This window comes from Mycobacterium sp. TKK-01-0059 (assembly GCF_000709305.1).
In the GTDB taxonomy this organism is placed as follows: domain Bacteria; phylum Actinomycetota; class Actinomycetes; order Mycobacteriales; family Mycobacteriaceae; genus Mycobacterium; species Mycobacterium intracellulare.
Window position 1 is genome coordinate 3,279,907 of record NZ_KL446993.1, and the last position, 26,787, is coordinate 3,306,693.

At 68.8% G+C, this 26,787-nt stretch carries 23 protein-coding genes and 1 tRNA gene; 14 read left to right on the plus strand and 10 right to left on the minus strand.

Annotated features, from left to right (window positions below):
* Window positions 1-43: 43 nt before the first annotated feature.
* Together glgB and K883_RS15790 are read right to left on the minus strand one after the other, a co-directional pair.
* A complete protein-coding gene (gene glgB, locus K883_RS15785; RefSeq protein ID WP_014711091.1) occupies window positions 44-2,239 on the minus strand; it encodes a 1,4-alpha-glucan branching protein GlgB in 2,196 nt (731 codons plus the stop codon).
* 35 nt (window positions 2,240-2,274) lie between these two features.
* Entirely contained in the window at window positions 2,275-4,368 is a 2,094-nt protein-coding gene (locus tag K883_RS15790) for an alpha-1,4-glucan--maltose-1-phosphate maltosyltransferase (RefSeq protein WP_201767264.1), read from the minus strand.
* A gap of 295 nt (window positions 4,369-4,663) precedes the next feature.
* On the opposite strand from K883_RS15790, the gene glgP reads away from it, so the two are divergent.
* Window positions 4,664-7,306, plus strand: coding sequence for an alpha-glucan family phosphorylase (glgP, locus tag K883_RS15795; protein ID WP_014711093.1), 2,643 nt, complete (start codon window positions 4,664-4,666; stop codon window positions 7,304-7,306).
* Window positions 7,307-7,315: 9 nt separating this feature from the next.
* Here glgP and K883_RS15800 read toward each other — a convergent pair whose 3' ends face one another.
* Window positions 7,316-9,343, minus strand: a complete 2,028-nt coding sequence (locus K883_RS15800) for an ATP-dependent DNA helicase (RefSeq protein WP_014711094.1) — start codon at window positions 9,341-9,343, stop codon at window positions 7,316-7,318.
* A gap of 8 nt (window positions 9,344-9,351) precedes the next feature.
* A complete protein-coding gene (locus K883_RS15805; protein ID WP_014711095.1) occupies window positions 9,352-10,659 on the minus strand; it encodes a nicotinate phosphoribosyltransferase in 1,308 nt (435 codons plus the stop codon).
* Window positions 10,660-10,725: 66 nt separating this feature from the next.
* On the opposite strand from K883_RS15805, the gene clpS reads away from it, so the two are divergent.
* The 8 genes from clpS to rdgB all read left to right on the plus strand — a co-directional run bounded on the left by clpS (window position 10,726) and on the right by rdgB (window position 16,549).
* Entirely contained in the window at window positions 10,726-11,043 is a 318-nt protein-coding gene (clpS, locus tag K883_RS15810) for an ATP-dependent Clp protease adapter ClpS (protein ID WP_036428642.1), read from the plus strand.
* A gap of 24 nt (window positions 11,044-11,067) precedes the next feature.
* Window positions 11,068-11,649, plus strand: a complete 582-nt coding sequence (locus K883_RS15815; protein ID WP_020822005.1) for an oxidative stress transcriptional regulator AosR — start codon at window positions 11,068-11,070, stop codon at window positions 11,647-11,649.
* The gene (locus tag K883_RS15820) at window positions 11,646-12,710 is read left to right on the plus strand and encodes a P1 family peptidase (protein ID WP_020822006.1); all 1,065 of its coding nucleotides are present in this window, start codon (window positions 11,646-11,648) and stop codon (window positions 12,708-12,710) included. Before K883_RS15815 ends, K883_RS15820 begins: the two co-directional genes overlap by 4 nt.
* A 60-nt stretch (window positions 12,711-12,770) precedes the next feature.
* Window positions 12,771-13,442 (plus strand): rhomboid family intramembrane serine protease, encoded by a 672-nt coding sequence (locus K883_RS15825; protein ID WP_036454914.1) that lies wholly within the window; start codon window positions 12,771-12,773, stop codon window positions 13,440-13,442.
* Entirely contained in the window at window positions 13,439-14,278 is an 840-nt protein-coding gene (murI, locus tag K883_RS15830; RefSeq protein ID WP_020822008.1) for a glutamate racemase, read from the plus strand. Before K883_RS15825 ends, murI begins: the two co-directional genes overlap by 4 nt.
* Before the next feature lie 72 nt (window positions 14,279-14,350).
* Window positions 14,351-15,133, plus strand: coding sequence for a cyclic nucleotide-degrading phosphodiesterase (locus K883_RS15835; protein ID WP_008254889.1), 783 nt, complete (start codon window positions 14,351-14,353; stop codon window positions 15,131-15,133).
* A gap of 22 nt (window positions 15,134-15,155) precedes the next feature.
* Complete coding sequence (gene rph / locus K883_RS15840; protein ID WP_008254891.1) at window positions 15,156-15,935, plus strand: ribonuclease PH; 780 nt, start codon at window positions 15,156-15,158, stop codon at window positions 15,933-15,935.
* Between the two features lie 2 nt (window positions 15,936-15,937).
* Window positions 15,938-16,549 carry an RdgB/HAM1 family non-canonical purine NTP pyrophosphatase gene (gene rdgB, locus K883_RS15845; protein ID WP_020822009.1) on the plus strand — a complete coding sequence of 204 codons (612 nt, stop codon included), beginning with the start codon at window positions 15,938-15,940 and terminating at the stop codon, window positions 16,547-16,549.
* Window positions 16,550-16,716: 167 nt separating this feature from the next.
* Here the strand turns inward: rdgB and K883_RS15850 are convergent, their stop codons facing one another.
* Window positions 16,717-17,067 (minus strand): DUF3817 domain-containing protein, encoded by a 351-nt coding sequence (locus K883_RS15850; RefSeq protein WP_020822010.1) that lies wholly within the window; start codon window positions 17,065-17,067, stop codon window positions 16,717-16,719.
* Window positions 17,064-17,444, minus strand: a complete 381-nt coding sequence (locus K883_RS15855; protein ID WP_036454916.1) for a hypothetical protein — start codon at window positions 17,442-17,444, stop codon at window positions 17,064-17,066. The genes K883_RS15850 and K883_RS15855 overlap by 4 nt, the downstream gene beginning before the upstream one ends.
* Window positions 17,445-17,523: 79 nt before the next feature.
* Here K883_RS15855 and K883_RS15860 point away from each other — a divergent pair.
* Window positions 17,524-17,607 (plus strand) — tRNA-Leu (locus tag K883_RS15860).
* 92 nt (window positions 17,608-17,699) lie between these two features.
* Window positions 17,700-18,029 (plus strand): hypothetical protein, encoded by a 330-nt coding sequence (locus tag K883_RS15865; RefSeq protein ID WP_020822012.1) that lies wholly within the window; start codon window positions 17,700-17,702, stop codon window positions 18,027-18,029.
* A 7-nt stretch (window positions 18,030-18,036) separates the two neighbouring features.
* Here the strand turns inward: K883_RS15865 and K883_RS15870 are convergent, their stop codons facing one another.
* Window positions 18,037-18,462 (minus strand): thiol-disulfide oxidoreductase DCC family protein, encoded by a 426-nt coding sequence (locus tag K883_RS15870; RefSeq protein WP_020822013.1) that lies wholly within the window; start codon window positions 18,460-18,462, stop codon window positions 18,037-18,039.
* A 271-nt stretch (window positions 18,463-18,733) separates the two neighbouring features.
* Here K883_RS15870 and K883_RS15875 point away from each other — a divergent pair, with 271 nt between their 5' ends.
* The 3 genes from K883_RS15875 (at window position 18,734) to K883_RS15885 (ending at window position 24,249) form a co-directional block, all read left to right on the plus strand.
* Window positions 18,734-21,349 carry an ABC transporter ATP-binding protein/permease gene (locus K883_RS15875; RefSeq protein WP_020822014.1) on the plus strand — a complete coding sequence of 872 codons (2,616 nt, stop codon included), beginning with the start codon at window positions 18,734-18,736 and terminating at the stop codon, window positions 21,347-21,349.
* Complete coding sequence (locus tag K883_RS15880) at window positions 21,346-23,082, plus strand: ABC transporter ATP-binding protein (protein ID WP_020822015.1); 1,737 nt, start codon at window positions 21,346-21,348, stop codon at window positions 23,080-23,082. Before K883_RS15875 ends, K883_RS15880 begins: the two co-directional genes overlap by 4 nt.
* 87 nt (window positions 23,083-23,169) lie before the next feature.
* The gene (locus K883_RS15885; RefSeq protein WP_036454919.1) at window positions 23,170-24,249 is read left to right on the plus strand and encodes a phosphotransferase family protein; all 1,080 of its coding nucleotides are present in this window, start codon (window positions 23,170-23,172) and stop codon (window positions 24,247-24,249) included.
* 4 nt (window positions 24,250-24,253) lie between these two features.
* Here the strand turns inward: K883_RS15885 and K883_RS15890 are convergent, their stop codons facing one another.
* From K883_RS15890 to K883_RS15900, 3 genes are read right to left on the minus strand one after another with little or no spacing between them, the layout of a single operon-like run.
* Window positions 24,254-24,682 carry a pyridoxamine 5'-phosphate oxidase family protein gene (locus tag K883_RS15890; protein ID WP_014711103.1) on the minus strand — a complete coding sequence of 143 codons (429 nt, stop codon included), beginning with the start codon at window positions 24,680-24,682 and terminating at the stop codon, window positions 24,254-24,256.
* 48 nt (window positions 24,683-24,730) lie between these two features.
* Window positions 24,731-25,552: a mycofactocin-coupled SDR family oxidoreductase gene (locus K883_RS15895; RefSeq protein WP_008254912.1), complete on the minus strand. Its 822-nt coding sequence runs from the start codon at window positions 25,550-25,552 to the stop codon at window positions 24,731-24,733.
* On the minus strand, window positions 25,552-26,745 hold the full coding sequence (locus tag K883_RS15900) for an acyl-CoA dehydrogenase family protein (RefSeq protein WP_008254915.1): 1,194 nt from the start codon (window positions 26,743-26,745) through the stop codon (window positions 25,552-25,554). The genes K883_RS15895 and K883_RS15900 overlap by 1 nt, the downstream gene beginning before the upstream one ends.
* Between the last annotated feature and the right edge of the window lie 42 nt (window positions 26,746-26,787).

Consider the following 26,787-nt stretch of genomic DNA (forward strand, 5'->3'; position numbering starts at 1 on the left):
AATCGCGCAACTAGTCCACGTTCGGCGATGGGGTTAAGGGGCCCTACTCCGGTTCCAGCCACAGCGCCGACGTGGGCGGCAACACCAGCACCGCCGAGGCCGGACGCCCGTGCCACGGATCCTCGGTGGCATCGACACCGCCCATGTTCCCGACCCCCGAACCGTTGTAGACGGTGGCGTCGGTGTTGAGCACCTCGCGCCACCGCCCCGCCGACGGCAGGCCCAGCCGGTAGCCGCCGTGCTCGGCACCGGCGAAATTGAACACGCACGCCATCACCGAGCCGTCCTTGCCGTAACGCAGGAAGCTCAAGACGTTGTTGCCCGAGTCGTTGGCGTCGATCCAGGAGTAGCCGTCGGGCACGGTGTCTTGGCTCCACAGCGCCGGGCGGCTGCGGTAGATGTCGTTGATGTCGCGCACCATGCGCAGGACGCCGTTGGAGAATCCCTGCTCGTCGAGCTGCCACCAATCCAGACCGCGCTCTTCGGACCACTCGGCGCGCTGGCCGAATTCCTGGCCCATGAACAGCAATTGCTTGCCCGGGTGCGCCCACTGGTAGGCGAGCAGGCTGCGCAGCCCGGCGGCCTTGACGTGATTGTTGCCCGGCATGCGTCCCCACAGCGTTCCCTTGCCGTGGACCACCTCGTCATGGCTGATCGGCAGCACGTAATTCTCGCTGAACGCATAAAGCATCGAGAACGTCATCTCGTGGTGGTGATAGCTCCGATAGATCGGATCGCGGCTGATGTAGTCGAGCGTGTCATGCATCCAGCCCATGTTCCACTTCATTGAAAAGCCCAGGCCGCCAAGGTTTGTCGGCCGGGTGACCCCGGGCCAGGAGGTCGACTCCTCGGCGATGGTGACGATGCCCGGGGCGCTCTTGTGCGCCGTGGCGTTCATCTCCTGCAGGAACTGGACCGCCTCCAAGTTCTCCCGCCCGCCGTAGATGTTCGGCGTCCAGCCACCTTCGGGGCGCGAGTAATCCAGGTACAGCATCGACGCGACCGCGTCGACCCGCAATCCGTCGATGTGGAATTCCTCGAGCCAATACAGCGCGTTGGCCACCAGGAAGTTGCGCACTTCCCGCCGGCCGAAGTCGAATACGTAAGTGCCCCAGTCGAGTTGCTCGCCACGCTTCGGGTCGGAATGTTCGTAAAGCGGGGTGCCGTCGAAGCGTCCCAGCGCCCACGCGTCCTTCGGGAAGTGTGCCGGCACCCAGTCCACCAGCACGCCGATACCGGCCTGGTGCAGGGCGTCGACCAGGGCCCGGAATTCGTCCGGGGTGCCGAACCGGGACGTCGGGGCGTAGTACGACGTCACCTGGTATCCCCAGGATCCGGCGAAGGGATGTTCGGCGACCGGGAGCAGCTCGACGTGGGTGAATCCGTGCTCCACAACGTAATCCGTCAGCTCGCGGGCCAACTGGCGGTAGTTGAGCCCGGGTCGCCATGAACCCAGGTGAACCTCGTAGGTGCTCATCGGCTCGAACACCGGGTTGCGCCCGGCGCGCTGCGTCATCCAGTCCGCGTCTTCCCAGGTGTACTTGCTGCGCGTCACCCGGGAGGCCGTGTGCGGCGGCACCTCGGTGGCGAAGGCCATGGGGTCGGCGCGTTCGGTGACCACTCCGTCGGCGCCATGAACGCGAAACTTGTACAGCCCCTCGAGCTGGAAGCCGGGCCAGAACAGCTCCCACACGCCCGAGGAGCCCAACACCCGCATCGGGGCGTCGTTGCCGGTCCAGCCGTTGAACTCGCCGATCAGGCTGACGCCCTTGGCGTTGGGCGCCCACACCGCGAACGACACCCCGTTGACCACGCCGTCGGCCGTGGTGAACGAGCGAGGATGCGCGCCAAGGACTTCCCAGAGGCGCTCGTGGCGCCCTTCGGCGAAAAGATGAAGGTCGACCTCGCCGAGGGTGGGCAGGAAACGATAGGCGTCGGCGACGACGTAGGGGTCGGCGCCCTCGTAGGTGATCTGAAGCCGATAGTCGATCAGGTTGGTGAACGGCAGCGCCACGGCGAACAGCCCGGACTCGACGTGCTGCATCGGGAATCGGTCGTCGCCGACGATCGCGACGACCTCGACCGCGTGCGGCCGGTACGCCCGAATGACGGTGTGGTCGCCGTATTCGTGGGCACCCAGCACGCCGTGCGGGTTGTGGTGCGTGCCGGCGACCAGGCGCGACAGGTCGGCGGGGTCGGGCGCCAGGTGCGTCCGAGCGAGTTGGTCGGCTTGGCTCATGTCCCTTTCGCCTCCGGTCCGTTTCATGTCTGGTGTCAATGCCTGCGCAGCAGCGTCATTCGAGCGTCATGCGGTACGCGCGGCATGTTGATGATGTGCGCGACCGCCTGCCCGGGATCGATGCGAACGTAATTGGCTTGTCCCCATTGGAATTCCTGGCCGGTGATCTCGTCGCGCACCCAAAAGCGCTCGTAGGGCTCCATACCCAGTGCGGCCATATCCAAAAACAGGGTCGCTTCCTCGGGGCCGAAGGCGTTGAGCGTCACCACCACCAACACGCAGTCGCCGGTGGCCGGGTCGAACTTGCTGTAGGCGAGCAGCGCGTCGTTGTCCACGCTGTGGAAATGGATGGTGCGCAGCTGCTCGAGGGCGGGGTGGAGTCGGCGAATCGCGTTGAGCTGCGTGATGAATGGTTCAAGCGAGCGTCCCTCGGCGAGCGCACCCGCGAAATCGCGAGGCCGCAACTCGTATTTCTCGGAGTCCAGGTACTCCTCGCTGCCTTCCCGCACCGCGCGATGCTCGAACAGCTCGTATCCCGAATACACGCCCCAGGCCGGTCCCATCGTCGCGGCCAGCGCCGCACGGATGGCGAACATCCCGGGCCCGTTGTGCTGCAAGATGGCGTGCAGGATGTCGGGGGTGTTGACGAACAGGTTGGGCCGGCGGAAGTCGGCCAAAGCGGCGATCTCGTTACCGAATTCGGTCAGCTCCCACTTCGCCGTGCGCCAGGTGAAGTAGCTGTACGACTGCGTGAAGCCCAGTTTGGCCAGCCCGTACTGGCGGGCCGGCGGCGTGAAGGCCTCGGAGAGAAACAGCACGTCGGGGTCGATGGCCTTGACCGCGGCGATCAACCACGCCCAGAAGTCCGGCGGCTTGGTGTGCGGGTTGTCGACGCGAAAAACCTTGACGCCGTGGTCCATCCAGTGCCGGACCACGCGCAGCACCTCGTCGTAGAGGCCGGCCGGGTCGTTGTCGAAGTTGATCGGATAGATGTCCTGGTACTTCTTGGGCGGGTTCTCCGCGTAGGCGATGGTGCCGTCGGGCAATTCGGTGAACCAGTTGCGGTGGTTACGCGCCCAGGGATGGTCCGGCGCGCATTGCAGCGCCAGGTCCAGCGCCACCTCCATGCCCAATTCGCGTGTCGCGGCGACGAACGCGTCGAAGTCCTCGATGGTGCCCAAATCCGGGTGGACGGCGTCGTGGCCGCCCTCGTCGCTGCCGATCGCCCAGGGAGAACCCACATCTGTCGGAGCGGCGGTGGGGGAGTTGTTGCGCCCCTTGCGATGTACCTTGCCGATCGGATGGATCGGCGGCAGGTAGACGACGTCGAACCCCATCGCCGCGATGCGCCCGAGCGCGGCGGTTGCGGTGGCGAATGTGCCGTGCACGGGGTTGCCGTCGGCGTCCCATCCGCCGGTCGAGCGGGGAAACATCTCATACCAGGAGCCGAACCTGGCCAACGGCCGGTCCACCCAGACGCTGTACTGCTCGCCGCGCGTGACGAAGTCGCGCAGCGGGTGGTCCGCCAGGATTTCCTCGATCTCCGGCCCCAGCGCCAGCGCCGTTCGGGTGACCGGGTCGCCGGGGGTGCGCAGCGCCGCGGCGGCGGCCAGCAGCGGTTCGCGCCGGGCGCGCGGCACCTCGCTCGCGGCGCGTTCGAACAACCCGGCGCCTACCAGAAGATCATTGGACAGTTCCTTCTCGCCCTGACCGGCGTCCAGTTTGGCGACCAGCCCGTGCCGCCAGGTGTGGATCGGATCGCCCCACCCCTCGACGCGGAAGGTCCACAGCCCCACCTGGTCGGGGGTGAACTGGCCGTGGAACACATAGGGTTCCAGACCCATCGTCATCGGCAGCGCCAGCGGCTTGACCTTTTGCTGGTCGACCTTGCCGTCGCGATCGGTCACCGGCTTTGCCGGAGCCTGAACCGCTTTGACCCGCCGGGTCTCGGTGACTTGCGGATAGCCCGGCCCGAGGTAGCGCACGACCAGGGTTGCGGCCACCGCTTCGTGGCCTTCCCGCCACACCGCGGCGCTGACCGGCACGACCTCGCCGACCACGGCTTTCGCGGGAAACGCGCCACAGGAAACGACCGGCTGGACGTTATCGATCTCGACACGACCGGGCACCACCACTCCGTTCCGATTTTCCCGCTTCCTCCGCGCCCCGCGCCGCGGGCCGCATCGTCACCGGGAGCGATCCAGATTGTGTGCGGCCAGTCCGGGGTGTGCTCCGCGCGGAACGCCGCTCGTCGGGAAACTTCCTGTCGTGGGGAACTTTCTATGCGGGGAAGCATCGTTGCGACCCCGATAACTAACCGATACCCACCCTAGTCTTCGGTCACACCCCGCCACGGAAAGCGAACGAAAAGCGGTCTTTCGCGCCGCCGTGCGCGGGCCGGAATCCTCAGTAAGGTAGGGACGCGTGAAAGCCCTCCGCCGGTTTACCGTCCGTGCTCACCTTCCCGAGCGTTTGACCGCGCTGGACCAGCTCTCGACCAACTTGCGATGGTCATGGGACACGCCGACCCAGGACCTTTTCGCGAGCATCGACCCGGACCTGTGGCAGCGATGCGGCTGCGATCCGGTGGCGTTGCTGGGGGCGGTCAAGCCGGCGCGACTCGACGAATTGGCGATCGACGAGACCTTCCTTCGCCGGCTCGACGAGCTGACCGCCGAATTGAACGATTACCTCAACCGCCCGCTGTGGTACCAGCAACAGCAGGACCACGGCGCCGAGATGCCGGCCGCCATCGCCTACTTCTCGATGGAGTTCGGCATCGCCGAGGTGCTGCCCAACTACTCCGGCGGCTTGGGCATCCTCGCCGGTGACCACCTGAAGTCCGCATCCGATCTGGGCGTGCCGTTGGTCGCGGTGGGGCTCTACTACCGGTCCGGCTACTTCCGGCAGTCGCTGACCGCCGACGGGTGGCAGCACGAGAACTACCCGTCGCTGGACCCGCAGGGGCTGCCGTTGCGGTTGCTGACCGATGCCACCGGCGACCCCGCCCTGGTTGAGCTGATGCTGCCGGACTCCGCGCAGCTGCACGCCCGGATCTGGGTCGCGCAGGTGGGCAGGGTCCCGCTGCTCCTGCTCGATTCCGACGTCCCCGAGAACGAGCACGATCTGCGGGGTGTCACCGACCGCCTGTACGGCGGCGATCAGGAACACCGGATGAGGCAGGAGATCCTGGCCGGCATCGGCGGCGTGCGGGCGATCCGCGCCTACACCGCCATCCACGGCCTGCCCGCGCCGGAGGTGTTCCACATGAACGAGGGGCACGCCGGGTTCCTGGGCGCGGAGCGCATTCGCGAGCTGATGACGGGCGCGGCGTTGGACTTCGACACCGCGCTGGCGGTCGTGCGCTCGAGCACCGTGTTCACCACCCACACCCCGGTGCCCGCGGGCATCGACCGTTTCCCCATCGACATGGTGCGGCTGTACTTCGACGACCATCTTGCCGACGAATCGGCATCCGGCGGCGACGGCACGGCGGCCGACGCGACGAGCGCGCCCGTGTTGCTGCCGGGGGTGCCGACGGCGCGCATCCTGGCGCTCGGCGCCGAGGACGACCCGACGAAATTCAACATGGCGCACATGGGTCTGCGCCTGGCCCAGCGGGCCAACGGGGTCTCGTCGCTGCACGGCCGGGTGAGCCGGGCGATGTTCAACGAGCTGTGGCCCGGATTCGACCCCGGGGAGGTGCCGATCGGGTCGATCACCAATGGGGTGCACGCGCGCACCTGGGCGGCGCCGCAGTGGCTGCAGCTGGGCTACGAGCTGGCCGGGTCGGATTCGTTCAGCGATCCGGGCGTGTGGTTGCGCCTGCAGCAGGTCGATGCGGGTCACCTGTGGTGGATTCGTTCGCAATTGAGGTCCCTGCTGGTCGACGACGTGCGGCGCCGGCTGCGGCGCTCGTGGTTGGAACGCGGCGCCTCGGACGCCGAATTGGGTTGGATAGCAACAGCTTTCGATCCGGAAGTGCTGACCATCGGGTTCGCCCGGCGGGTGCCGACGTACAAGCGGTTGACGCTGATGCTGCACGATCCGGATCGGCTGGAGCAGCTGCTGCTGGACAGCGAACGGCCGATCCAGCTGATCGTCGCCGGTAAGTCGCACCCGGCGGACGACGGCGGCAAGGCCTTGATCCAGCAGGTGGTGCGATTTGCCGACCGGCCGCAGGTGCGCCACCGCATCGCGTTCTTGCCCGACTACGACATGTCCATGGCCAGGCTGCTCTATTGGGGCTGCGACGTCTGGTTGAACAACCCGCTGCGCCCGTTGGAGGCCTGCGGCACCTCGGGAATGAAGAGCGCACTCAACGGCGGGCTGAACCTGTCCATCCGCGATGGCTGGTGGGATGAATGGTACGACGGCGAAAACGGTTGGGAGATACCGTCTGCCGACGGCGTGGCCGACGCGGAGCGCCGCGACGACCTGGAATCCAGCGCGCTGTATCGGCTGCTGGAAGAAGCCGTGGCACCGAAGTTCTACGAGCGTGACCAGCACGGGGTACCGCCGCGCTGGATCGAAATGGTGCGCCACACCCTGCAGACGCTCGGCCCGAAGGTCCTGGCTTCCCGCATGGTGCGCGACTACGTCGAGCAGTACTACACGCCCGCGGCGCAATCGCTGCGCAAGACGCTCGCGCCCGCCGACGGCGGCGGCGAGTTCGGCGCCGCCCGCGAGCTGGCCGCCTATCGCCGGCGCGCCTACGAGGCCTGGCCGAAGATCGTGATCACCGACGTCGACAGCACCGGCCTGCCGGACAGCCCGGTGCTCGGCTCGAAGCTGACCCTGACCGCCACCGTGCAGCTGGCCGGGCTGGCGCCCGAGGAGGTCACGGTCCAGGCGGTGGTCGGCCGCGTCGACGCCGGCGATGCGCTGCTGGAGCCGATCACCGTCGAGATGTCGTACACCGGCACCGCCGAGGGCGGCAACCAGGTGTTCTCGACGACCACCCCGCTGCCGCTGGCGGGATCGGTGGGATACACCGTGCGCGTGCTGCCCCGCCATCCGATGCTGGCCGCCAGCAACGAGCTCGGTCTGGTCACCCTGGCCCGCTAGCCGGAACCCTCAGGCGGACAGGCCTTCTTGCGAGTCCTCCGCTGTCCGCAGCCGCTGCAGCGCCTCGCGCACCTGCGCCCCGTTGGTGGTCTGCCAGAACGGCGGCAGCGAGGCCCGCAGGTAGCCGCCGTAGCCGGCGGTGACCATGCGCGAGTCGAGCACCGCGACCACCCCGCGATCGGTCACGCGGCGCAACAGCCGGCCGGAGCCCTGCGCCAGCAGCAGCGCCGCGTGGCTGGCCGCGACGGCCATGAAGCCGTTGCCGCCGCGCGCCGCGACCGCCCGCTGGCGCGCCCCCAGCAGGGGGTCGTCGGGGCGGGGGAACGGGATGCGGTCGATCAGCACCAGCGACAGCGACGGCCCGGGCACGTCGACGCCCTGCCACAGCGACAGGGTGCCGAACAGCGAGGTTTGCGGGTCGGCGCTGAACCGCTCGACCAGCGCCGACGTGCTGTCGTCGCCCTGGCACAACACCGGTGTCGACAGCCGTTCGCGCATGGCCTCGGCGGCCGCGCGGGCCGCCCGCATCGACGAGAACAGGCCCAGGGTGCGCCCGTCGGCGGCGGTGATGAGCTCGGCGATCTCGGTCAGCTGCTCGGCCGAGCCGACACCGTCGCGCCCGGGCGGCGGCAGGTGCGCGGCCACGTACAGGATGCCGGCCTTGGCGTGCTGAAACGGCGAGCCGACGTCGAGGCCGCGCCATCGTGCGTCGCCGCCGTCGTCGCTCGTGGGAGCGGTCAGGCCCCACGCCGCGGCCATGGCGTCGAAGGAGCCGCCGATCGTCAGCGTCGCCGACGTCAACACCACGGTCGAACGCGAGAACACGCGTTGGCGCAGTAGCCCGGCGACCGAGAGCGGGGCCACCCGCAACACCGGGCGCGGTGCACCCCGGTTCTCCTCGTGTTCCAGCCACACCACGTCGGTGCGGTCGGGGATGGCCGGCCCGAACGAGGCGAGCACTCGCGACGCCGTCTCCGAAATCTCGCTGAGCGCGGCGACCGCTTCGGCGCGGGCCGCCGCCGCCTTGGCGTCGTTCGTGGTGTCGATCGCCGAGCGCGCCGCGGTGGCGACGTCGCGCAGCGCGGTCAGGTACGTCGCCAGGTCCTCGTCGAGGCGGTCGATGCGCCCCGGCGTGCCGTCGTGGATCGCCGCCGCGAAGTTGGCGGTGGTCGCGTCGAGGCGCTGGACCAGTTCCGGGCTCACCAACCGGCTGATCCGCCGCGAGGCGACCCCGAGCGCGGCCGACGTCAACTCCGCGGTGGCCACGGACGTCACCCGGTCCACCAACTCGTGCGCCTCGTCGACCACCAGCAGCGCGTGCTCGGGCAGCACCGCGGATTCGGCGACCGCGTCGATGGCCAGCAGCGCGTGGTTGGTGACCACGACGTCGGCACGGCCGGCCAGGCCCCTGGCCCGCTCGGAGAAGCACTCGGTGCCGAACGGGCAGCGGGCCACCCCGAGGCATTCCCGCGCGGAAACGCTGACCTGAGACCAGGACCGGTCGGGCACGCCCGGCTTCAAATCGTCGCGGTCACCGGATTCGGTGGTCGACGCCCACTCGGTGAGCCGTTGCACGTCGCGGCCCAGGGCGCTGACCGCCATGGGGTTGAAGAGTTCCTCTTGCGGCCGCCCGTCGACGTCGTCACCGTCGGCCGCCCCGCCGTTGTGAATCTTGTTGAGACACAGATAGTTTCGTCGGCCTTTGAGCAGCGCGAACTGCGGGCGGCGCGGCAGCGCGTCGGCCAGCGCATCGATGAGCCGGGGCAGATCGCGATCGACGAGCTGGCGTTGCAGCGCGATGGTGGCCGTCGACACGACGACGGGGGAGTCGTCGTCCAGGGCGTGCACGATCGCGGGCACCAGATAGGCGAGCGACTTGCCGGTGCCGGTGCCGGCCTGTACGACGAGGTGTTCGTCGGTGGCGAAGGCCCGCGCCACCGCGTCGGCCATCTCCTGTTGGCCGCTGCGTTCACTGCCGCCGAGCGCGGCCACGGCGGTGGCCAGCAGCTCGTGCACGGACACGTCGGACGTGGTCACTCCCTTGCTCAGGCGCGGATCTGCGTCGTCGTGACCGCGGGTTCGCCGTGCGACAGGTTCAGCCCCTCCCACGGCAGACTGCGCAGCCCGGAAGCTACCAGCTCGCGCGCCGCGGCGAGGTTCGGTTTGGACACCAGCTCCCCGCCGCGGACCAGCGGGACGGTCAACACCCGGGCCGGTTCATCGACGTCGGGCTGACGGCCGGCCGGGTACAGGATCTCCTCGGTGATGGTGCCGGAGCTGCGCGCGGTGCGCAGTGCCTCTTTGTGTCCGCCGTGGGATTCCTTGTGGCTGCTGCGCTTCTGCACCGGCAGGCCGTCCACTTCGACGAGCTTGTACACCATGTTCGCGGTGGGTGCGCCCGAGCCGGTCACCAGCGACGTGCCGACGCCGTAACTGTCCACCGGCTCGGCTGCCAATGCGGCGATGGAGAACTCGTCGAGGTCACCGGAGACCACGATGCGGGTCCGCGTGGCGCCCAGGTCATCGAGCTGCTGGCGCACCTGGCGGGCCAGCACGCCCAGCTCACCGGAGTCGATGCGCACGGCACCGAGCCCGGTGCCGGCGGCGGCCACCGCGTTGGCCACGCCGGCCGTCACGTCGTAGGTGTCCACCAGCAGGGTGGTGTCGACGCCGAGCGCCTCGACCTGCGCCCGAAAGGCCGCCAATTCGGTCGACTCTGCGGGGGTGTCGGCGCGCGCGTGCAGCATGGTGAACGCGTGCGCGGAGGTGCCCTCGGCTGGTATTCCGTAGCAGCGCTGAGCCTCCAGATTGGAGGACGCGGCGAAGCCGGCGATGTAGGCGGCGCGGGCCGCGGCGACCGCCGCCTGTTCGTGGGTTCGCCGTGACCCCATCTCGATCAGCGGTCGTCCCCTGGCCGCACTCACCATCCGCGCGGCGGCCGACGCGACCGCGGTGTCGTGATTGAAAATCGACAGCGCCAGCGTTTCGAGCACCACGCACTCGGCGAACGTCCCGCTCACCGAGAGCACCGGGGATCCGGGGAAGTACAGCTCGCCCTCGGCGTAGCCGTCGATATCGCCGCCGAACCGAAAATCGCGCAAGTACCGCAACGTATCTGGATCGAGGAATTGCCCGAGCGACCGGCAGGCCTCGTCATCGAAGGTGAACTGCGGCAGCGCCTCGAGCAGCCGGCCGGTTCCGGCGACCACGCCGTAACGGCGTCCCTCGGGAAGACGGCGCGCAAAAAGCTCGAAGGTGGTGCGGCGATTGGCGCTGCCGTCCCGCAGCGCCGCCGCCAACATCGTCAACTCGTACTTGTCGGTCAGCAGCCCGGTGACGACCGAGTCGTTCATTCCATAACGGTATCGGCTGCCCCGCGGGCTCGGAAACGTCGTGCATCCCTCGGTATCGTGTAGGCCATGGTTGTTATGTCAGCGCCCACTGAGCCGAAATCGAGGCCGGGCACTACAGGACAACGCGAGTCCGCGCCGGTCGAGGTCACGGCGAGTCCCTGGGTCACGATCGTCTGGGATGACCCGGTCAACTTGATGACGTACGTGACATACGTGTTCCAGAAGTTGTTCGGCTACAGCGAGCCGCATGCCACCAAACTGATGCTGCAGGTGCACAACGAAGGAAAGGCCGTGGTGTCCGCCGGTAGCCGGGAGTCCATGGAAGCCGATGTGTCCAAGCTGCACGCCGCCGGTTTGTGGGCGACGCTGCAGCAGGACCGCTGACGATCGAGGCGCTGGCGATTCCCTGTGCGCAAATGGAAGCGCGTCGAGACCGCGGACGGTCCCCGTTTCCGGTCGGCCCTGGCGTCCCATGAGGCGGCACTGCTGAAGAACCTGGCCACCGCGATGATCGGTTTGCTCGACGAGCGTGAATCCTCTTCGCCGGCAGACGAACTCGAAGAAATCACCGGCATCAAGACCGGCAACGCGGAACCGCCCAAAGACCCCACCCTGCGCCGGCTGCTGCCGGACTTCTACCGAAACGACGACCAGGACACCGCGCCTGCAGATTCCGCGGACAGCCTGAACGCCGCACTGCGCAGCCTGCACGAGCCGGGCATCGTCGACGCCAAACGCATTGCGGCACAGCGGTTGCTGAGCACGGTCCCCGAGGACGGCGGCCGGTTCGAGCTGAGCGAGGAAGACGCGAACTGTTGGATCGGGGCGGTCAACGACATCCGGCTGACGTTGGGAGTCATGCTCGAGGTCGGACCCGAGGGCCCCGAGCGGCTGCCGGCCGATCATCCGCTGGCCGTGCACTTCGACGTCTACCAGTGGCTAACGGTCCTGCAGGAGTACCTGGTGTTGGTGCTGATGGGGTCCCGGTGACCGCGAAGGGCGCGATCACCGACGTCGCTGGGATCCGCGTCGGCCACTACCACCGATTGGACCCCGACGCCTCGTTGGGCGCGGGCTGGTCCTGCGGCGTCACCGTGGTGCTCCCGCCCCCGGGGACCGTCGGCGCGGTCGATTGCCGCGGCGGGGCCCCCGGGACGCGCGAGACCGATCTGCTCGACCCCGCCAACACGGTGCGGTTCGTGGACGCGGTGCTGCTCGCCGGGGGCAGCGCCTACGGCCTGGCGGCCGCCGACGGCGTCATGCGCTGGCTGGAAGAACAGGAACGCGGCGTGGCGATGGGTGGGGGCGTGGTGCCCATCGTGCCGGCAGCGGTGATCTTCGATCTGCCGGTCGGCGGCTGGCAGTGCCGCCCGACGGACGAGTTTGGCTACCTGGCCTGCGCCGCCGCCGTGCAAGAAGGTGCGGCGATGGGCGTGGGCAACGTCGGCGCCGGGGTGGGGGCCCGGGCCGGGGCGCTCAAGGGCGGCGTTGGGACCGCCTCGACGGCGCTGCCGAGCGGTGTGACCGTCGGCGCGCTGGCCGTGGTGAACGCCGCGGGCGAGGTCGCCGACCGGGCGACCGGGTTGCCGTGGATGGCCGACTTGGCCCACCAGTTCGGACTCTCTCCTCCGCCGCCCGAGCAGATCGACGCCTTCGCCCGGCTGCCGTCCCCGTCGGACCCGCTGGAGGAGCCCCTCAACACCGTCATCGCGGTGGTGGCCACCGACGCCGCCCTGAGCCCGGCGGCGTGCCGTCGGGTGGCCATCTCGGCCCACGACGGCCTGGCCCGCAGCATCCGGCCGGCCCACACGCCGGTCGACGGGGACGCGGTGTTCGTCCTGGCCACCGGGGCGGTCGAGGTCGAGCCCCCGTCGCCCAGTTCAAAGCCGGTGCCGGCCGCGTTCTCCCCCGAGACGCGCCTGGTCACCGAGGTCGGCATCGCGGCGGCCGATTGCCTGGCGCGAGCGGTGCTGGGCGGGGTGCTGGCCGCCGAAACGATCGCCGGGATACCGAGCTACCGCGACGTGCTGCCCGGCGCACTCGGCCGATGAGGAATCCGCCCGCCGCGCCGGTAGCCTGGACGATGCCGGAAACGCGCTGGAAGGGCAGCTATGGGTAAGACCGCTCCGAGGGCACCCGCCGCCCAGGAGAAGAAGCGGTCCACGCCGATGGTGGGCGCCGCCACGATCCTCACCTTCGTCGTGTTGCTCTACTTCGTCGAGCTGATCGACCAGATGACCCGGCACTCGCTGGACGCCAACGGCATCCGGCCGCTGGAGCTCGACGGCCTGTGGGGCATCGTCTTCTCCCCGCTCTTGCACGCGAGCTGGGAGCACCTGATGGCCAACACGGTGCCGCTGCTCGTGCTGGGTTTCCTCATGACGCTGGCGGGGCTGTCCCGGTTTGTGTGGGCGACCGCAATCGTGTGGATCCTCGGTGGTTTGGGCACCTGGCTCATCGGCGACGTCGGCAGCAGCTGCGGCCCCACCGACCACATCGGGGCTTCCGGCCTGATTTTCGGCTGGCTGGCCTTCTTGCTGGTGTTCGGGATCTTCGTGCGCCGGGTGTCCAACATCGTCATCGGGCTGGTCGTGATGTTCGCCTACGGCGGCGTCCTGCTCGGCGCCATGCCGGTGCTCGGACTCTGCGGGGGCGTGTCCTGGCAAGCGCATCTGTGCGGGGCGATCGCCGGCGTCGTGGCCGCCTATTGGCTGTCCGCCCCGGAACGCAAGGCCCGGACGAAAAGGACGGCCGGCACCGCGTCGCCGCGCCGGAAGACATGAGCGGACCATCCCCAGCCTGTCGGCGGGGACCCCGAGCGCCCGTCGGGGTCTTCGACTCCGGCGTCGGGGGGCTCACCGTCGCGCGGGCGATCATCGATCAGCTGCCCGACGAGGACATCATCTACGTCGGTGACACCGGCCACGGGCCCTACGGCCCGCTGACGATCCCCGACGTTCGGGCGCACGCGTTGGCCATCGGCGACGACCTCGTGGGCCGCGGCGTCAAGGCGTTGGTCATCGCCTGCAACACGGCATCCGCGGCCTGCCTGCGCGACGCCCGCGAACGCTACGACGTGCCCGTCGTCGAGGTGATCCTGCCCGCGGTGCGCCGCGCGGTCGCGACCACCCGCAACGGACGCATCGGCGTCATCGGCACCCAGGCGACCATCAACTCGCACGCCTACCAGGACGCGTTCGCGGCCGCCCGCGACACCGAGATCACCGCGGTGGCCTGCCCGCGGTTCGTCGACTTCGTCGAGCGCGGCGTGACCAGCGGGCGTCAGGTGCTCGGGCTGGCCGAGGGCTACCTGGAGCCGCTGCAGCGCGCGCAGGTGGACACGCTGGTGCTCGGATGCACGCACTACCCGTTGTTGTCGGGACTCATTCAACTGGCCATGGGTGAGCACGTGACGCTGGTGTCCAGCGCGGAGGAGACCGCCAAAGAGGTGCTCCGGGTGCTCACCGAGGCAGACCTGCTTCGCCCGCATGATGCGCCGCCCGCGACTCGCGTCTTCGAAGCCACCGGCGACCCCGACGCATTCACCAGATTGGCGGCGCGATTCCTCGGTCCCGCCGTGTCCGGAGTTCAGCCCGTTCATCAGGTGCGCGTTGATTGACGACCGGGCGAGATTCTCGTCACACCAAAGCGGCCATGTTTTCGTCATGGCCCTGTCGGGCATGGCACAGTAGTGTCCGTGCGAATAACCGTGCTCGGCTGCTCGGGCAGCGTGGTGGGTCCGGATTCGCCTGCGTCGGGTTATCTGCTCCGGGCACCGGACACTCCGCCATTGGTCATCGACTTCGGCGGCGGTGTTCTCGGCGCACTGCAGCGCTATGCCGACCCCGGTTCCGTGCACGTCCTGTTGTCGCACTTACACGCCGACCACTGTCTGGATTTGCCCGGACTGTTCGTATGGCGGCGCTATCACCCGACGCGCCCGCTCGGTAAGGCGTTGCTGTACGGCCCCGGCGACACCTGGTCGCGGCTGGGCGCGGCGTCCTCACCCTACGGCGGCGAGATCGACGACTGCTCGGACATCTTCGACGTTCGTCACTGGGTCGACGGCGAGCCGGTGACGATCGGCGAGCTGACGGTGACGCCGCGGGTGGTGGCCCACCCGACCGAGTCCTACGGCTTGCGGATCACCGATTCCTCCGGCGCGTCGTTTGTCTACAGCGGTGACACCGGAGTCTGCGATCAGCTCGTCGAGCTGGCCCGCGGCGCCGACGTATTTCTCTGCGAGGCGTCCTGGACGCATTCGGCGGACCGACCGCCCGCGCTGCATCTGTCGGGGACCGAGGCCGGCCGGGCCGCGGCCGAGGCCGGCGTTCACGAATTGCTGCTGACGCACATCCCGCCGTGGACCTCGCGGGAGGACGTGATCAGTGAGGCCAAGGCCGAGTTCGATGGTCCCGTGCATGCGGTGGTGTGCGGTGAGACGTTCGATATCCGCCGCTCCGAGAGGGTCTGACACTCCACGTTAGGGTTGCGTCGTGACGAGACGAGAAGACGGCCGCCTTGACGACGAGCTCCGGCCCGTCGTCATCACCCGCGGTTTCACTGACCACCCCGCCGGTTCGGTGCTGATCGAATTCGGCCACACCAAGGTCATGTGCACCGCCAGCGTGACCGAGGGTGTGCCGCGCTGGCGCAAGGGTTCGGGTCTGGGGTGGCTGACGGCGGAGTACGCGATGTTGCCGTCGGCGACCCACACGCGCTCCGACCGCGAATCGGTGAAGGGGCGGCTGTCGGGGCGCACCCAGGAGATCAGCCGGCTGATCGGACGCTCGCTGCGGGCGTGCATCGACCTGGCGGCGTTGGGGGAGAACACAATTGCCGTCGATTGTGACGTGTTGCAGGCAGACGGGGGAACCCGCACCGCGGCCATCACGGGCGCATTCGTCGCGCTCGCCGATGCGGTGACGTATCTCGGGGCGGCGGGCAAGCTGTCGGATCCGCGGCCGTTGTCGTGCGCCATCGCGGCGGTCAGTGTCGGAGTGGTCGACGGCAGGGTCCGGGTGGACCTGCCCTATGAGGAGGACGCCCGCGCCGAGGTGGACATGAACGTCGTCGCCACCGACACCGGCACCCTCGTCGAGGTTCAGGGAACCGGTGAGGGCGCCACCTTCCCGCGTTCGACGCTGGACAAGCTGCTCGACGTGGCGCTGGCCGCCTGCGACAAGTTGTTCGCCGCCCAGCGCGAGGCATTGGCGCAGCCATACCCCGGTGAGCTCCCCGAGGGGGCTCCGGCGCCGAAGGCGTTCGGCAGCTGACCGTGCGCCGGCTGCTGGTCGCCAGCCGCAACCCCAAGAAGCTGGCCGAGCTGCGCCGGGTGCTCGACGCCGCCGGCCTGACGGGCTTGACGTTGGTGTCGCTCGACGACGTCGCCCCGTTCGAGGAAGCGCCGGAGACGGGCGCGATCTTCGAGGAGAACGCGTTGGCCAAGGCGCGCGACGCGTTCACCGCGAGCGGGTTGCCAAGCGTGGCAGACGATTCCGGACTGGAGGTGGCCGCGCTCAACGGCATGCCGGGGGTGCTGTCGGCGCGCTGGTCGGGCAACCACGGCGACGACGCCGGCAACACCGCCCTGCTGCTGGCGCAAATGCGCGACGTGCCCGACGAACGGCGCGGCGCGGCGTTCGTGTCCGCCTGCGCGCTGGTGTCGGGGGCGGGCGAGGTCGTCGTCCGGGGCGAATGGCCCGGCAGCATCGCCCGGGAACCGCGCGGCGATGGTGGATTCGGGTATGACCCAGTGTTCGTGCCCGACGGGTACGAGCGCACGGCGGCCGAGCTCAGCCCGAGCGAGAAGGACGCGCTCTCGCATCGCGGTCGCGCGCTGCAACTGCTGTTGCCGTCGCTTGAAACGCTGGCCCGGTCCGGGGGGTGACGTCCCGGCGTGCGGGGCATTGGCAACAGGGGTCACATCCGTCGCGGCGCGGGGTGACAGGTGAAATGCCCACCTCCTAGCGACAACCCGTCGTGCGCGCGTGTTGTCGCTAGGAGGTGGGCATTGCGGGTCCCGTCCCCGGCAGGGACGGGTGTGGCGTATGTGACCTACAAGCTGAATCGGGCTTTGACGTCCCGGGTTTGGAAGTGCTCGACGATGATCCCCAACAGCGGGATCGTCCCGGACAACAGCACACCGACCGTCTTGCCGATCGGCCAGCGCACCTTGATCGCCAGGTTGAAGGCGGTCAACACGTAGATGAAATACACCCAGCCGTGGACCACTTCGATCCACCGGATCTCGTGGTCGAACGCCAGGTGCGAGACGATCTCGTAGCACAGCGCGATGAGCCACAGACCCGTCGTCCAGGCCATGATCCGGTAGCCGAGCAAGGCGGTGCGGATCTTGTCGACGGGCACGGCGGGCACTGCACCGCCCGGGGTCTCCGGTGTGGTCATGCGGTTGTCCTCTTTTGTTTTTCGGCGTCCTGCGCGGCCAGCTCGGCCAAGTATTTGTTGTATTCCCGCAGCGCCGGGTCATCGGGTGCCTGCGGCGGGGGAGCGGGTCGGTCGGGCAGCAGACCGGCGGGGATCTCCGTCACGGCCTCGTTGCTGCGCGGCGGGGGTGGCTCCTCTTCGTAGCGCACGAATTTGCGGTAGGCGTACACGCAGAACCACGCGAACAGCGGCCACTGCAACGCATAGCCGAGGTTCTGAAACGAGCCGGAGACCGATTGGAACCTGGTCCACTGCCACCAGCCCAGGGCCAGGCAGCCGCACGCCGCGATGATCACCAATGCGATCAGCGCGGGTCTGCGACGGTGTGTAGTGGACACCCCTTGACCGTACCGCGCGTCAATGCGCCCCCGTCGCGGACAAGTTGGACATATCGCAGGCGATACGATTGCCGGACGCGCGGGCGTGGCGAAATTGGCAGACGCGATGGTTTTAGGTGCCATTGCTCGAAAGAGCTTGAGGGTTCGAGTCCCTCCGCCCGCACTGGTCAACATTCGAAATGAAATCTTCAGCGGGCTAAGCGTCAAACCCGTCCGGCGGGGTACATCGAACTCACAGGACACAAGGGAGACGCCATGCCCACCGGACGCGAGCCGGCACCACCCGGCGAAAACGTTTTCACCGCACAAGATGTCGAACTCGCCGAACGCAGAGTGGCCATGGCGCGCGAGCGCGCGGCTCGCGCGGGGCTGTCCGCGGCACGAAGCTTCGAGGAATCAGCGATCCAGCATGAGCGAGTCGCCAAAAGCCAAGACTGGGTCGTCCGACAAGGGGTGCCGCACCGCGACGTGCACCGCGAATCCGCGCTCAAGCACCGCCAAGCCGCGGCCGAGGACCGCAAGCTGGCCGAGCTCAAGCGCAGGGAATCCGAGGCGGACCTGGCGGCCGGCGCCGCCACGGACTGACGCGTTCTCAGTCCTCTACGAAGCGGGCGTGAACCTCCGGAGGCGGCAGCGGACAGCTGTCGTACTTGCCGAAGACCCGATAGCGGTTGGCGGCGAACCTGTCGTAGAGCCAGTCGCGCACGGGGGTCGGAACGAGACGGGCGACCGCGAGCGCCTTCCACGGCCCGCCGAGATAATCCGCGACGCGCAACGCGGCGGCTGAGCGGACGGCCACGCGTTCCGAGAGCTGTCCGGGGTCGTCGACGAACACCACCGAGTCGACGTTCCCGATCTCCGGGTGCCGCTCGATGATCGCCTTGGCGAAGACGCTCTGCAGGGCCGCAAAGCGCAGCGGACCTGCGGGGTCGAAGCGAAGGATCGTGCGCACCGCCCGGTTGCACACCCCGCAGACACCGTCGTACAGCAGGACGGGCGCCGCCGACTCACCGCTCATGTCTCCCAGGTTACTGACCGCCGCGGCAGGTGAGCGGCACCGAGGTTGACCTATGGTAAGGCAACCCTTAGTTTGTGGGGGTAACGTACCAAGTCGTGACCGGGTGGCCGGTGATCCGCGGCGGGGTGCCGCCCGCGCGGGATCGTGGCAGGTGTCGAATTCACAGTTTGTGCGGCCCTCGCCGGCCGCACCGATCCGTGGCCTCGTGGCGGTGACCCCGCCGGATCGTCAGCTCCGTGCAGGCGCGGAGCGCCGCGAGAAAGGACCGCTAATGGCACGCGGATTCCAAGGTGTGATGTTGCGCAGCTTCGGCGCGCGCGATCACACCGCGACGGTCATCGAAACCGTCCGGATCGCACCGCACTTCGTGCGCGTGCGCATGACGTCGCCGACGCTGTTCGAAGACGTGGACGCCGAACCGGCCGCATGGTTGCGGTTCTGGTTCCCGGATCCGGACGGATCGAAGACAGAGTTTCAGCGCGCGTACACGATCTCGGAAGCCGACGTCGCGGCCGGACGCTTCGCGGTCGACATCGTGCTGCACGAGCCGGCCGGTCCGGCGTCGCAGTGGGCGCGCACCGTGCAGCCCGGCGCCACCATCGCCGTCATGGCGCTGATGGGTTCGTCGCGGTTCGACATGCCCGACGAGCAGCCGGCCGGATATCTGCTCATCGGCGATTCGGCGTCCATCCCAGGGATGAACGGGATCATCGGCGTCGTCCCGGACGACGTCCCGATCGAGATGTACCTCGAACAGCACGACGATAACGACACGCTGATCCCGATCGCACAGCATCCGCGGCTTCGGCTGCATTGGGTTGCCCGCCGCGACGAGAAATCGCTTGCGGCGGCGATCGAGAGCCGAGATTGGTCCGACTGGTATGCGTGGGCGACGCCGGAGGCCACGACGCTCAAGCAGGTGCGGACCCGCCTGCGCGACGAGTTCGGCTTTCCCAAATCCGAGGTGCATGCCCAGGCGTACTGGAGCGCCGGGCGGGCGATGGGCACCCGCCGCGGTGACGAGCCCGAGGGCTCCAAAAGCGTGGCGCCCACCGTCGCCCCGGAAGAGGTTGCGGCGCAACTGGAGTCGGCTCAGCTGGTTCCCGAGACGGCGCCTGCCCCGGTGTCGCGCGGAAACTGGCGCGCCCAGGCCGCTGGCCGGTTGCTCGCGCCGCTGCGCTCGGCGCTGATCGTGTCGGGCGTGTTGCAGGCGGTCATCACGCTGGTGCAGCTGGCGCCGTTCGTGCTGCTGGTCGAACTCGCCCGCCTCCTGGTGTCCGAGGCGCCCGCGTCCCGGCTGTGGAACGTCGGCATCGCCGCGGTGTCGTTACTCGGCCTGGGGGCGCTGCTAGGCGCCGCCCTCACCCTGTGGCTCCACGTCGTCGACGCGCGATTCGCCCGCGATTTGCGTACGGGATTGTTGCGCAAGCTCTCTCGGCTGCCGCTGGGCTGGTTCACCGCACGCGGATCGGGCTCCATCAAGCAACTGCTCCAGGACGACACGCTGTCCCTGCACTACCTGGTCACCCATGCCATCCCGGACGCGGTGGCCGCGGCCGTCGCGCCGGTGGCGGTGCTCGTCTATCTGTTCGTGGTCGACTGGCGGGTGGCGCTGGTGTTGTTCGCGCCCGTCCTGGTTTACCTGGTGCTGACCTCGTCCCTGACGATTCAATCGGGCCCGCGCATTCCGCAGTCGCAGCGCTGGGCGGAGACGATGAGCGGCGAGGCCGGCGCCTACCTGGAGGGCCAGCCGGTGATCCGCGTCTTCGGTGGTGCCGCCGCGTCGAGTTTCCGGCGCCGCCTGGACGAATACGTCGGCTTCCTGGTCGCCTGGCAGCGGCCACTGGCCGGCAAGAAGACCTTCATGGATCTGGTCACCCGGCCGTCGACCTTCCTGTGGCTGATCGCGACCACCGGCACCCTGCTGGTGGTCGGGGGGCGGATGGATCCGGTCAACCTGTTGCCATTCTTGTTGCTGGGAACCACCTTCGGCGCACGCCTGCTCGGGATCGCCTACGGCCTCGGCGGCATCCGCGCCGGCATGTTGGCCGCCCGGCGCCTGCAGAACACGCTCGACGAAGCCGAACTCGCCGTGCGCGATCACGGCCAAGTCCAGGGGGAGCCGACGAAGGCGGTGGTGTTCGACCACGTCAGTTTCGGCTACCGTCCGGGCGTTCCCGTGATCCACGACGTGTCGCTGACCCTGCGCCCTGGCACGGTCACCGCGCTGGTGGGGCCGTCGGGATCCGGCAAGTCGACGCTGGCCGCGTTGCTCGCACGGTTCCACGATGTCGATCAGGGCTCGATACGCGTTGGGGGACAAGATATCCGGTCGATGACCGCCGACGAGCTGTACGCCCAGGTCGGATTCGTGCTGCAGGAGACGCAGTTGGTGCACGGCACCGTGGCGGAAAACATCGCGCTGGCCGCTCCCGAAGCCACCCCGGCGCAGATCGAACAGGCCGCGCGCGAGGCGCAGATCCACAACCGGATCATGCGGCTGCCGGACGGCTACGACACCATGCTGGGTGCCGGGAGCGGCCTGTCCGGCGGGGAGCGCCAGCGCCTCACCATCGCCCGCGCGATCCTGGCCGACACCGGCGTTCTCATCCTCGACGAGGCCACCGCGTTCGCCGATCCGGAGTCGGAATACCTTGTGCAGCAAGCGCTCAATCGTTTGACGCGGGACCGCACCGTGCTCGTGATCGCGCACCGGCTGCACACCATCACCCGGGCCCACCAGATCGTCGTGCTCGACCACGGCCGTGTCGTCGAGCGCGGCACCCACGACGAGTTGCTGGCCGCCGACGGCCGGTATCGGAGCCTGTGGGAGGGCGGCCAGCGCGATGAGGTGGCCGCCGGCGTGGCCGGGGAGGGTGCCCGATGATCCGCACGTGGTTGAGCCTGGTGCCGGCGGATCGGCGCACCCGGGTCGTCGCCTACACGGTGCTGGCGTTGATCTCCGTGGTGGTGCGGGCGGTGGCCACCGTGCTGCTGGTTCCCCTGGTGGGCGCGTTGTTCAGTGAGGCCCCACACCGCGCGATGATGTGGCTGGGGTGGCTGACCGCCGCCACCGCACTCGGCTGGGTGATCGACACCGCGACGGCGCGCATCGGCTTCAACCTGGGCTTCGCGGTGCTGGACCACAGCCAGCATGACGTGGCCGACCGACTGCCCGGCGTGCGGCTGGATTGGTTCACCGCCGAGCACACCGCGACGGCGCGGCAGGCGATCGCGGCGACGGGCCCCGAACTCGTCGGCCTCGTCGTCAACCTGCTCACGCCGTTGATCTCGGCCGTGCTGCTGCCGGCGGCCATCGCGGTCGTCCTGCTGCCGGTCTCCTGGCAACTCGGCCTGGCCGCGCTGGGCGGGCTGCCGCTGATGCTGGGCGCGCTGTGGGCGTCGGCGCGCCTGGCGCGTCGCGCCGATTCCACTGCGGCCGAGGCCAATAGCGCGCTCACCGAGCGGATCATCGAGTTCGCCCGGACCCAGCAGGCATTGCGCGCCGCGCGGCGCGTCGAACCGGCCAGGAGCATGGTCGGCGACGCGCTGGCCGCCCAACACGGCGCGACCATGCGGCTGCTCTCCATGCAGGTGCCGGGTCAGCTGCTGTTCAGCCTCGCCAGCCAGCTGGCCCTGATCCTGCTGGCCGGGGCGACCACCGCGCTGACGGTGAACGGAACGCTGTCGGTGGCCGAGGCCATCGCACTGATCGTCGTCATCGTGCGCTACCTCGAGCCGTTCACCACGATCAGCGAGTTGGCGCCGGCGCTGGAGAGCACCCGCGCCACGCTCGACAACATTCGCTCGGTGCTCACCGCGCCGCTGATGAACGCGGGCGCCGCGACGCTGCCGGGCGCCACGGCCCCGCGTATCGAGTTCGACGACGTGACGTTCGGGTACGACAGTGCCGGCGCGCCGGTGCTCGACAGGGTGAGTTTCTCATTGGCGCCGGGAAGCGCAACGGCGATCGTCGGACCGTCCGGGTCGGGCAAGAGCACCATCCTGGCGCTGATCGCGGGGTTGCACGAGCCCACGCGCGGCCGGGTGCTGATCGATGGTGTCGACGCGGCGACGCTGGACGCGGAAGACCGGCGGGCGGCGAGCAGCGTCGTGTTCCAGCATCCCTACCTGTTCCACGGGTCCATCCGCGACAACGTTTTCGCCGGGGACCCCGGCGCCGACGACGACCGGTTCGCGCGCGCGGTGGCGCTCGCCCGCGTCGACGAGCTCGTCGCACGGCTGCCCGACGGCGCCGACAGCGTCGTCGGCGAGGCCGGTTCGGCGCTCTCGGGCGGTGAACGCCAGCGGGTCAGCATCGCCCGCGCGTTGCTCAAACCCGCGCCGATACTGCTGGTAGACGAGGCGACCAGCGCTCTGGACACCGAGAACGAGGCCGCCGTGGTCGACGCGCTGACCGCCGACCCGCAATCACGCACCCAGGTGATCGTCGCGCATCGGTTGGCGAGCATCAGCCACGCCGACCGCGTCCTGTTTCTCGACAGCGGCCAGGTGGTCGAGGATGGCACGGTCGACGAATTACTCGCTGCGGGGGGTCGTTTCGACGAATTCTGGCGCCAGCAGCACGAGGCCGCCGAATGGCGCATTCTGGCCGATTAGATCACCGCTGTTGACCGCAACTCTTGCGGTATGCCTTACAGTTGGTCAGTCGGATCGAGCTGTCCGCGGGCAGGAGGCGTGCTGGGAATGAGTGCTGTGCTGTCGTCGATACCGCGTTACCCCGGCGACGTGACCCCGGCATGGCTGTCGGCCGCGCTCAGTGGCCGCGGCGCTCCCGTCGAGGTCGCCGAGGTGGACGTGGTCGCGATCGGCACGGGACAGACCGGGGCGACCTACCGGGTGAGCGCCCGCTACGCGACGGATCCCGGTGACCTTCCGCAGACCTTCGTGATCAAGCTGCCCGCCCAGGACGACACCGTGCGCGACCGGGTGGTGATCGGCTACCGCAGCGAATGCGCGTTCTACTCCTCGGTGGTGGACCGGGTGCAGGTGCCGACCCCGCGGTGCTTCTACTCCGAGATCACCGAGGACGCAATGGATTTCGCCCTGCTGCTCGCGGATCAGGCGCCGGCGGTGCAGGGCGATCAGCTCATCGGTTGCGGCGAAGCCGAAGGGCGCCTGGCGGTTAACGCCCTCGCCGGCCTGCACGCGCCGACCTGGTGCGATCCCGCCTGGCTCGATTTCCCCGGCATCGCGTTCGGGCGCCCGGATGAGGCCGGCGCTGCCGGCATGGGCGAAGTGGCGAAGATGAGCGCCGATATCACGCTGGAGAAGCTGGGCGATCGGATGAGCGCCGAAGACCGCGATACCTTCAGCGCGGCAATGGGTGTGATTACACCGTGGCTGCTGTCCGAGTACGACCGGTTCGCCCTGCTGCACGGCGACTACCGGCTGGACAATCTGCTGTTCGACCCGGACCGGACCCGGGTCAGCGTGGTCGACTGGCAGACGCTCGGGGTGGGCCTGCCGACCCGGGATCTCGCGTACTTCACCGCAACCAGCCTCAATTCGCAGCTGCGCGCTGCCATCGAGGAGGAGCTGGTCGCCGACTACCATCGCGCGCTGACGGCCGGCGGCGTCAGCGACTACGACCGCGAAACATGTTGGCGCGATTACCGGCTCGGGGTGCTGCAGGCGCCGCTGATCTCGGCGCTGGGGTTCGCGTTCGCCGCCGCCACCGAGCGTGGCGACGACATGGTGCTGGCCATGCTCAGCCGCGGCTGCCAGGCGATCCGCGAGCTGGGCACGCTGGAGCTAGTCGGCTGAGACCTTATAGATCGCCGGTGAAGTCGGCGCTCAGCCAGCGGTCGGGCCGGATGGTGAACAGCACCTCCTCGACGCCCTCCATGCTGCGGACGAACGCGCGCCCGCCTTCCTCGCCGAGATAACGGATGGCGACCGCCTCCGCCACGTCCAGCGGGGCCGGCTTGGTCGTCTCGATGATCGTGCCCTCGACCACCACGTACTGATACGGCGGCTCCTCGCGCTGCACCACCAGCGTCACCGTCCCCGCCCGCTCGATGAGCCGCGCCTTGCGGCTGGACGCGCCGGTCATGATTCGAACGTTTCCGCCGGGGGTGTAGTCGTACCAGATCGGGACACTGGCCGGCGGGCGGCCGTCACCGGCGTCGACCGACAGCACCGCCACGTGCTTGTCGGCGAGGAATTCCTGGCGTTCGGATTCGCTGAAGGCTTTCATGACGTGTGCAAACGCCCGCGGTGCTTGCCTATTCCCGCCGCGCTGAGTTCAATACTGCGTCGAGCCCTGATCGACCGGGATCTGCGCGGCGGTGACCTTGCGGGACTCGTCGCTGGCCAGCCAGCACACGGTGTCGGCGATCTCCTCGGGTTCGGCAATCCAGTCGGGCAGGAACGGCGTGAGGACGTGCGACAGCTGCGGGTTGGTTTCCATCGTCTTGCCCACCGCCGTGACCATGTCGCCCGAACCCATCGGGGTGTTCACCGGACCCGGGTGGACGCTGTTGACCCGGATCGAATGCTTACCCAACTCGGCGGCGAAGGCCCGCGCCAGACCGGTGACGGCGTGCTTGCTGGCGGTGTAGTGAATCATGAACGGCTGCATCTTCATACCGGCCGCGGAACTGATCAGGATGATGGAGCCGCCGCGGCCGCCCTCGATGATCTTGTCCGCCCCGGCCATCACGGTGTTCCACGTGCCCGTGACGTTGATGTCCATGACGTCGCGGAAGTCTTCCGGCGTGATGGTGTCCCAGGCCTGCGGCGCCGCGACCCCGGCGTTGGCGACGATGATGTCCAGGCGCCCCAGCGCGGCGACACCGTCCGCGACGACCCTTCGCAGTCCGTCGAAGTCACGCGTGTCCACCACCGAGGCGATGATGCGGCTATTCGCCTCTTCGACCAGGCGCACGGTTTCGCTCAGGTCGTCCGGGCTCGCCGGGTCGTAGGGAACGCACGACGGAAGCTTGCCGGCGATGTCGACGGCGATGATGTCCGCGCCTTCGGAGGCCATACGTACCGCGTGCGCCCGGCCCTGGCCGCGCGCCGCCCCGGTAATCAATGCCACTTTTCCGGCAAGCTTGCCTGCCATTAACGCTCCTTCGTTGTGGTGGCCCGCCCGGCCGCCTTGACCAGATTCGAACCGATGATCAGACGCTGAATCTCGCTGGTGCCCTCGTAGAGCCGCAGCAGGCGCACGTCACGGTAAATGCGTTCGACCGCAACGCCTCGCATGTAGCCGCTGCCGCCGTGGATCTGCACCGCGAGATCCGCGACATTGCCCGCCATTTCGGTGCAGAACAGCTTGGCCGCCGACGGCGCGATCCTGCGGTCCTGATCGGTGACCCACAGCCGCGCGGCGTCCCGCACCAGCGCGCGGCCGGCCATCACGCCGGCCTGCTGGTCTGCGAGCATCGCCTGCACCAACTGGAAGCTTCCGATCTCCGCCCCGCCCTGCGTCGCCGTGGCGGCATACGCGACGGATTCGTCGAGCGCGCGTTGGGCGGCACCCACGGCGAGTGCGGCGATGTGCACCCGGCCGCGGGCCAGCGAGGTCATGGCCGCGCGGTACCCGATGTCTTCGCTGCCGCCGATCAGTGCGGCGTCGTCCACCCGGACGTCGTCGAAGGCGACGTCGGCGGTCCACGCGCCTTCCTGGCCCATCTTGGCGTCCTTGGCGCCCACCTGCACGCCGGCGGCATCGGCCGGAACCAAAAAGACCGCGATCCCGGGTCCCTTGTCGTCGGCCGGCCGGGTGCGGGCGAACACCACGAAAAGGTTGGCGACGGGCGCGTTGGTGATGAACCGCTTCTGCCCGGAGATCACCCAATTGTCGCCGTCGCGAACGGCTTTGGTACGCAGGCCGGCGGGGTTGGATCCGGCGCCGGGTTCGGTCAGCGCGAAGGAGGCGACGACGTCGCCGGACGCGATGGACTCCAACCAGCGCGATTTCTGTTCGTCGGTGCCGAACCCGACCAGAACCTGTCCGGCGATGCCGTTGTTGGTGCCGAACATCGACCGCAGCGCCAGCGACGTGTAGCCCAGCTCCATCGCCAGCTCGACGTCCTGCATCAGGTTGAGGCCGAGACCGCCCCACTCCTGGGGGATCGCGTAGCCGAACAGGCCCATCCGCTTGGCCTCGTCGCGCAGGTCGTCGGGGACGCGATCGTCGTCGAGGATCTCCTGCTCGCGGGGGACCACCGCGCTGCGCACGAATTGCCTTGTCTGAGCCAGGATCTCGCGGAAGTCCTCGTCGGAGACTTCGGCGATTTCGGCGGTGGCCATCGGCTCCACGCTCCTCTCCCGACCGGGGCACCCCGGTTCAGG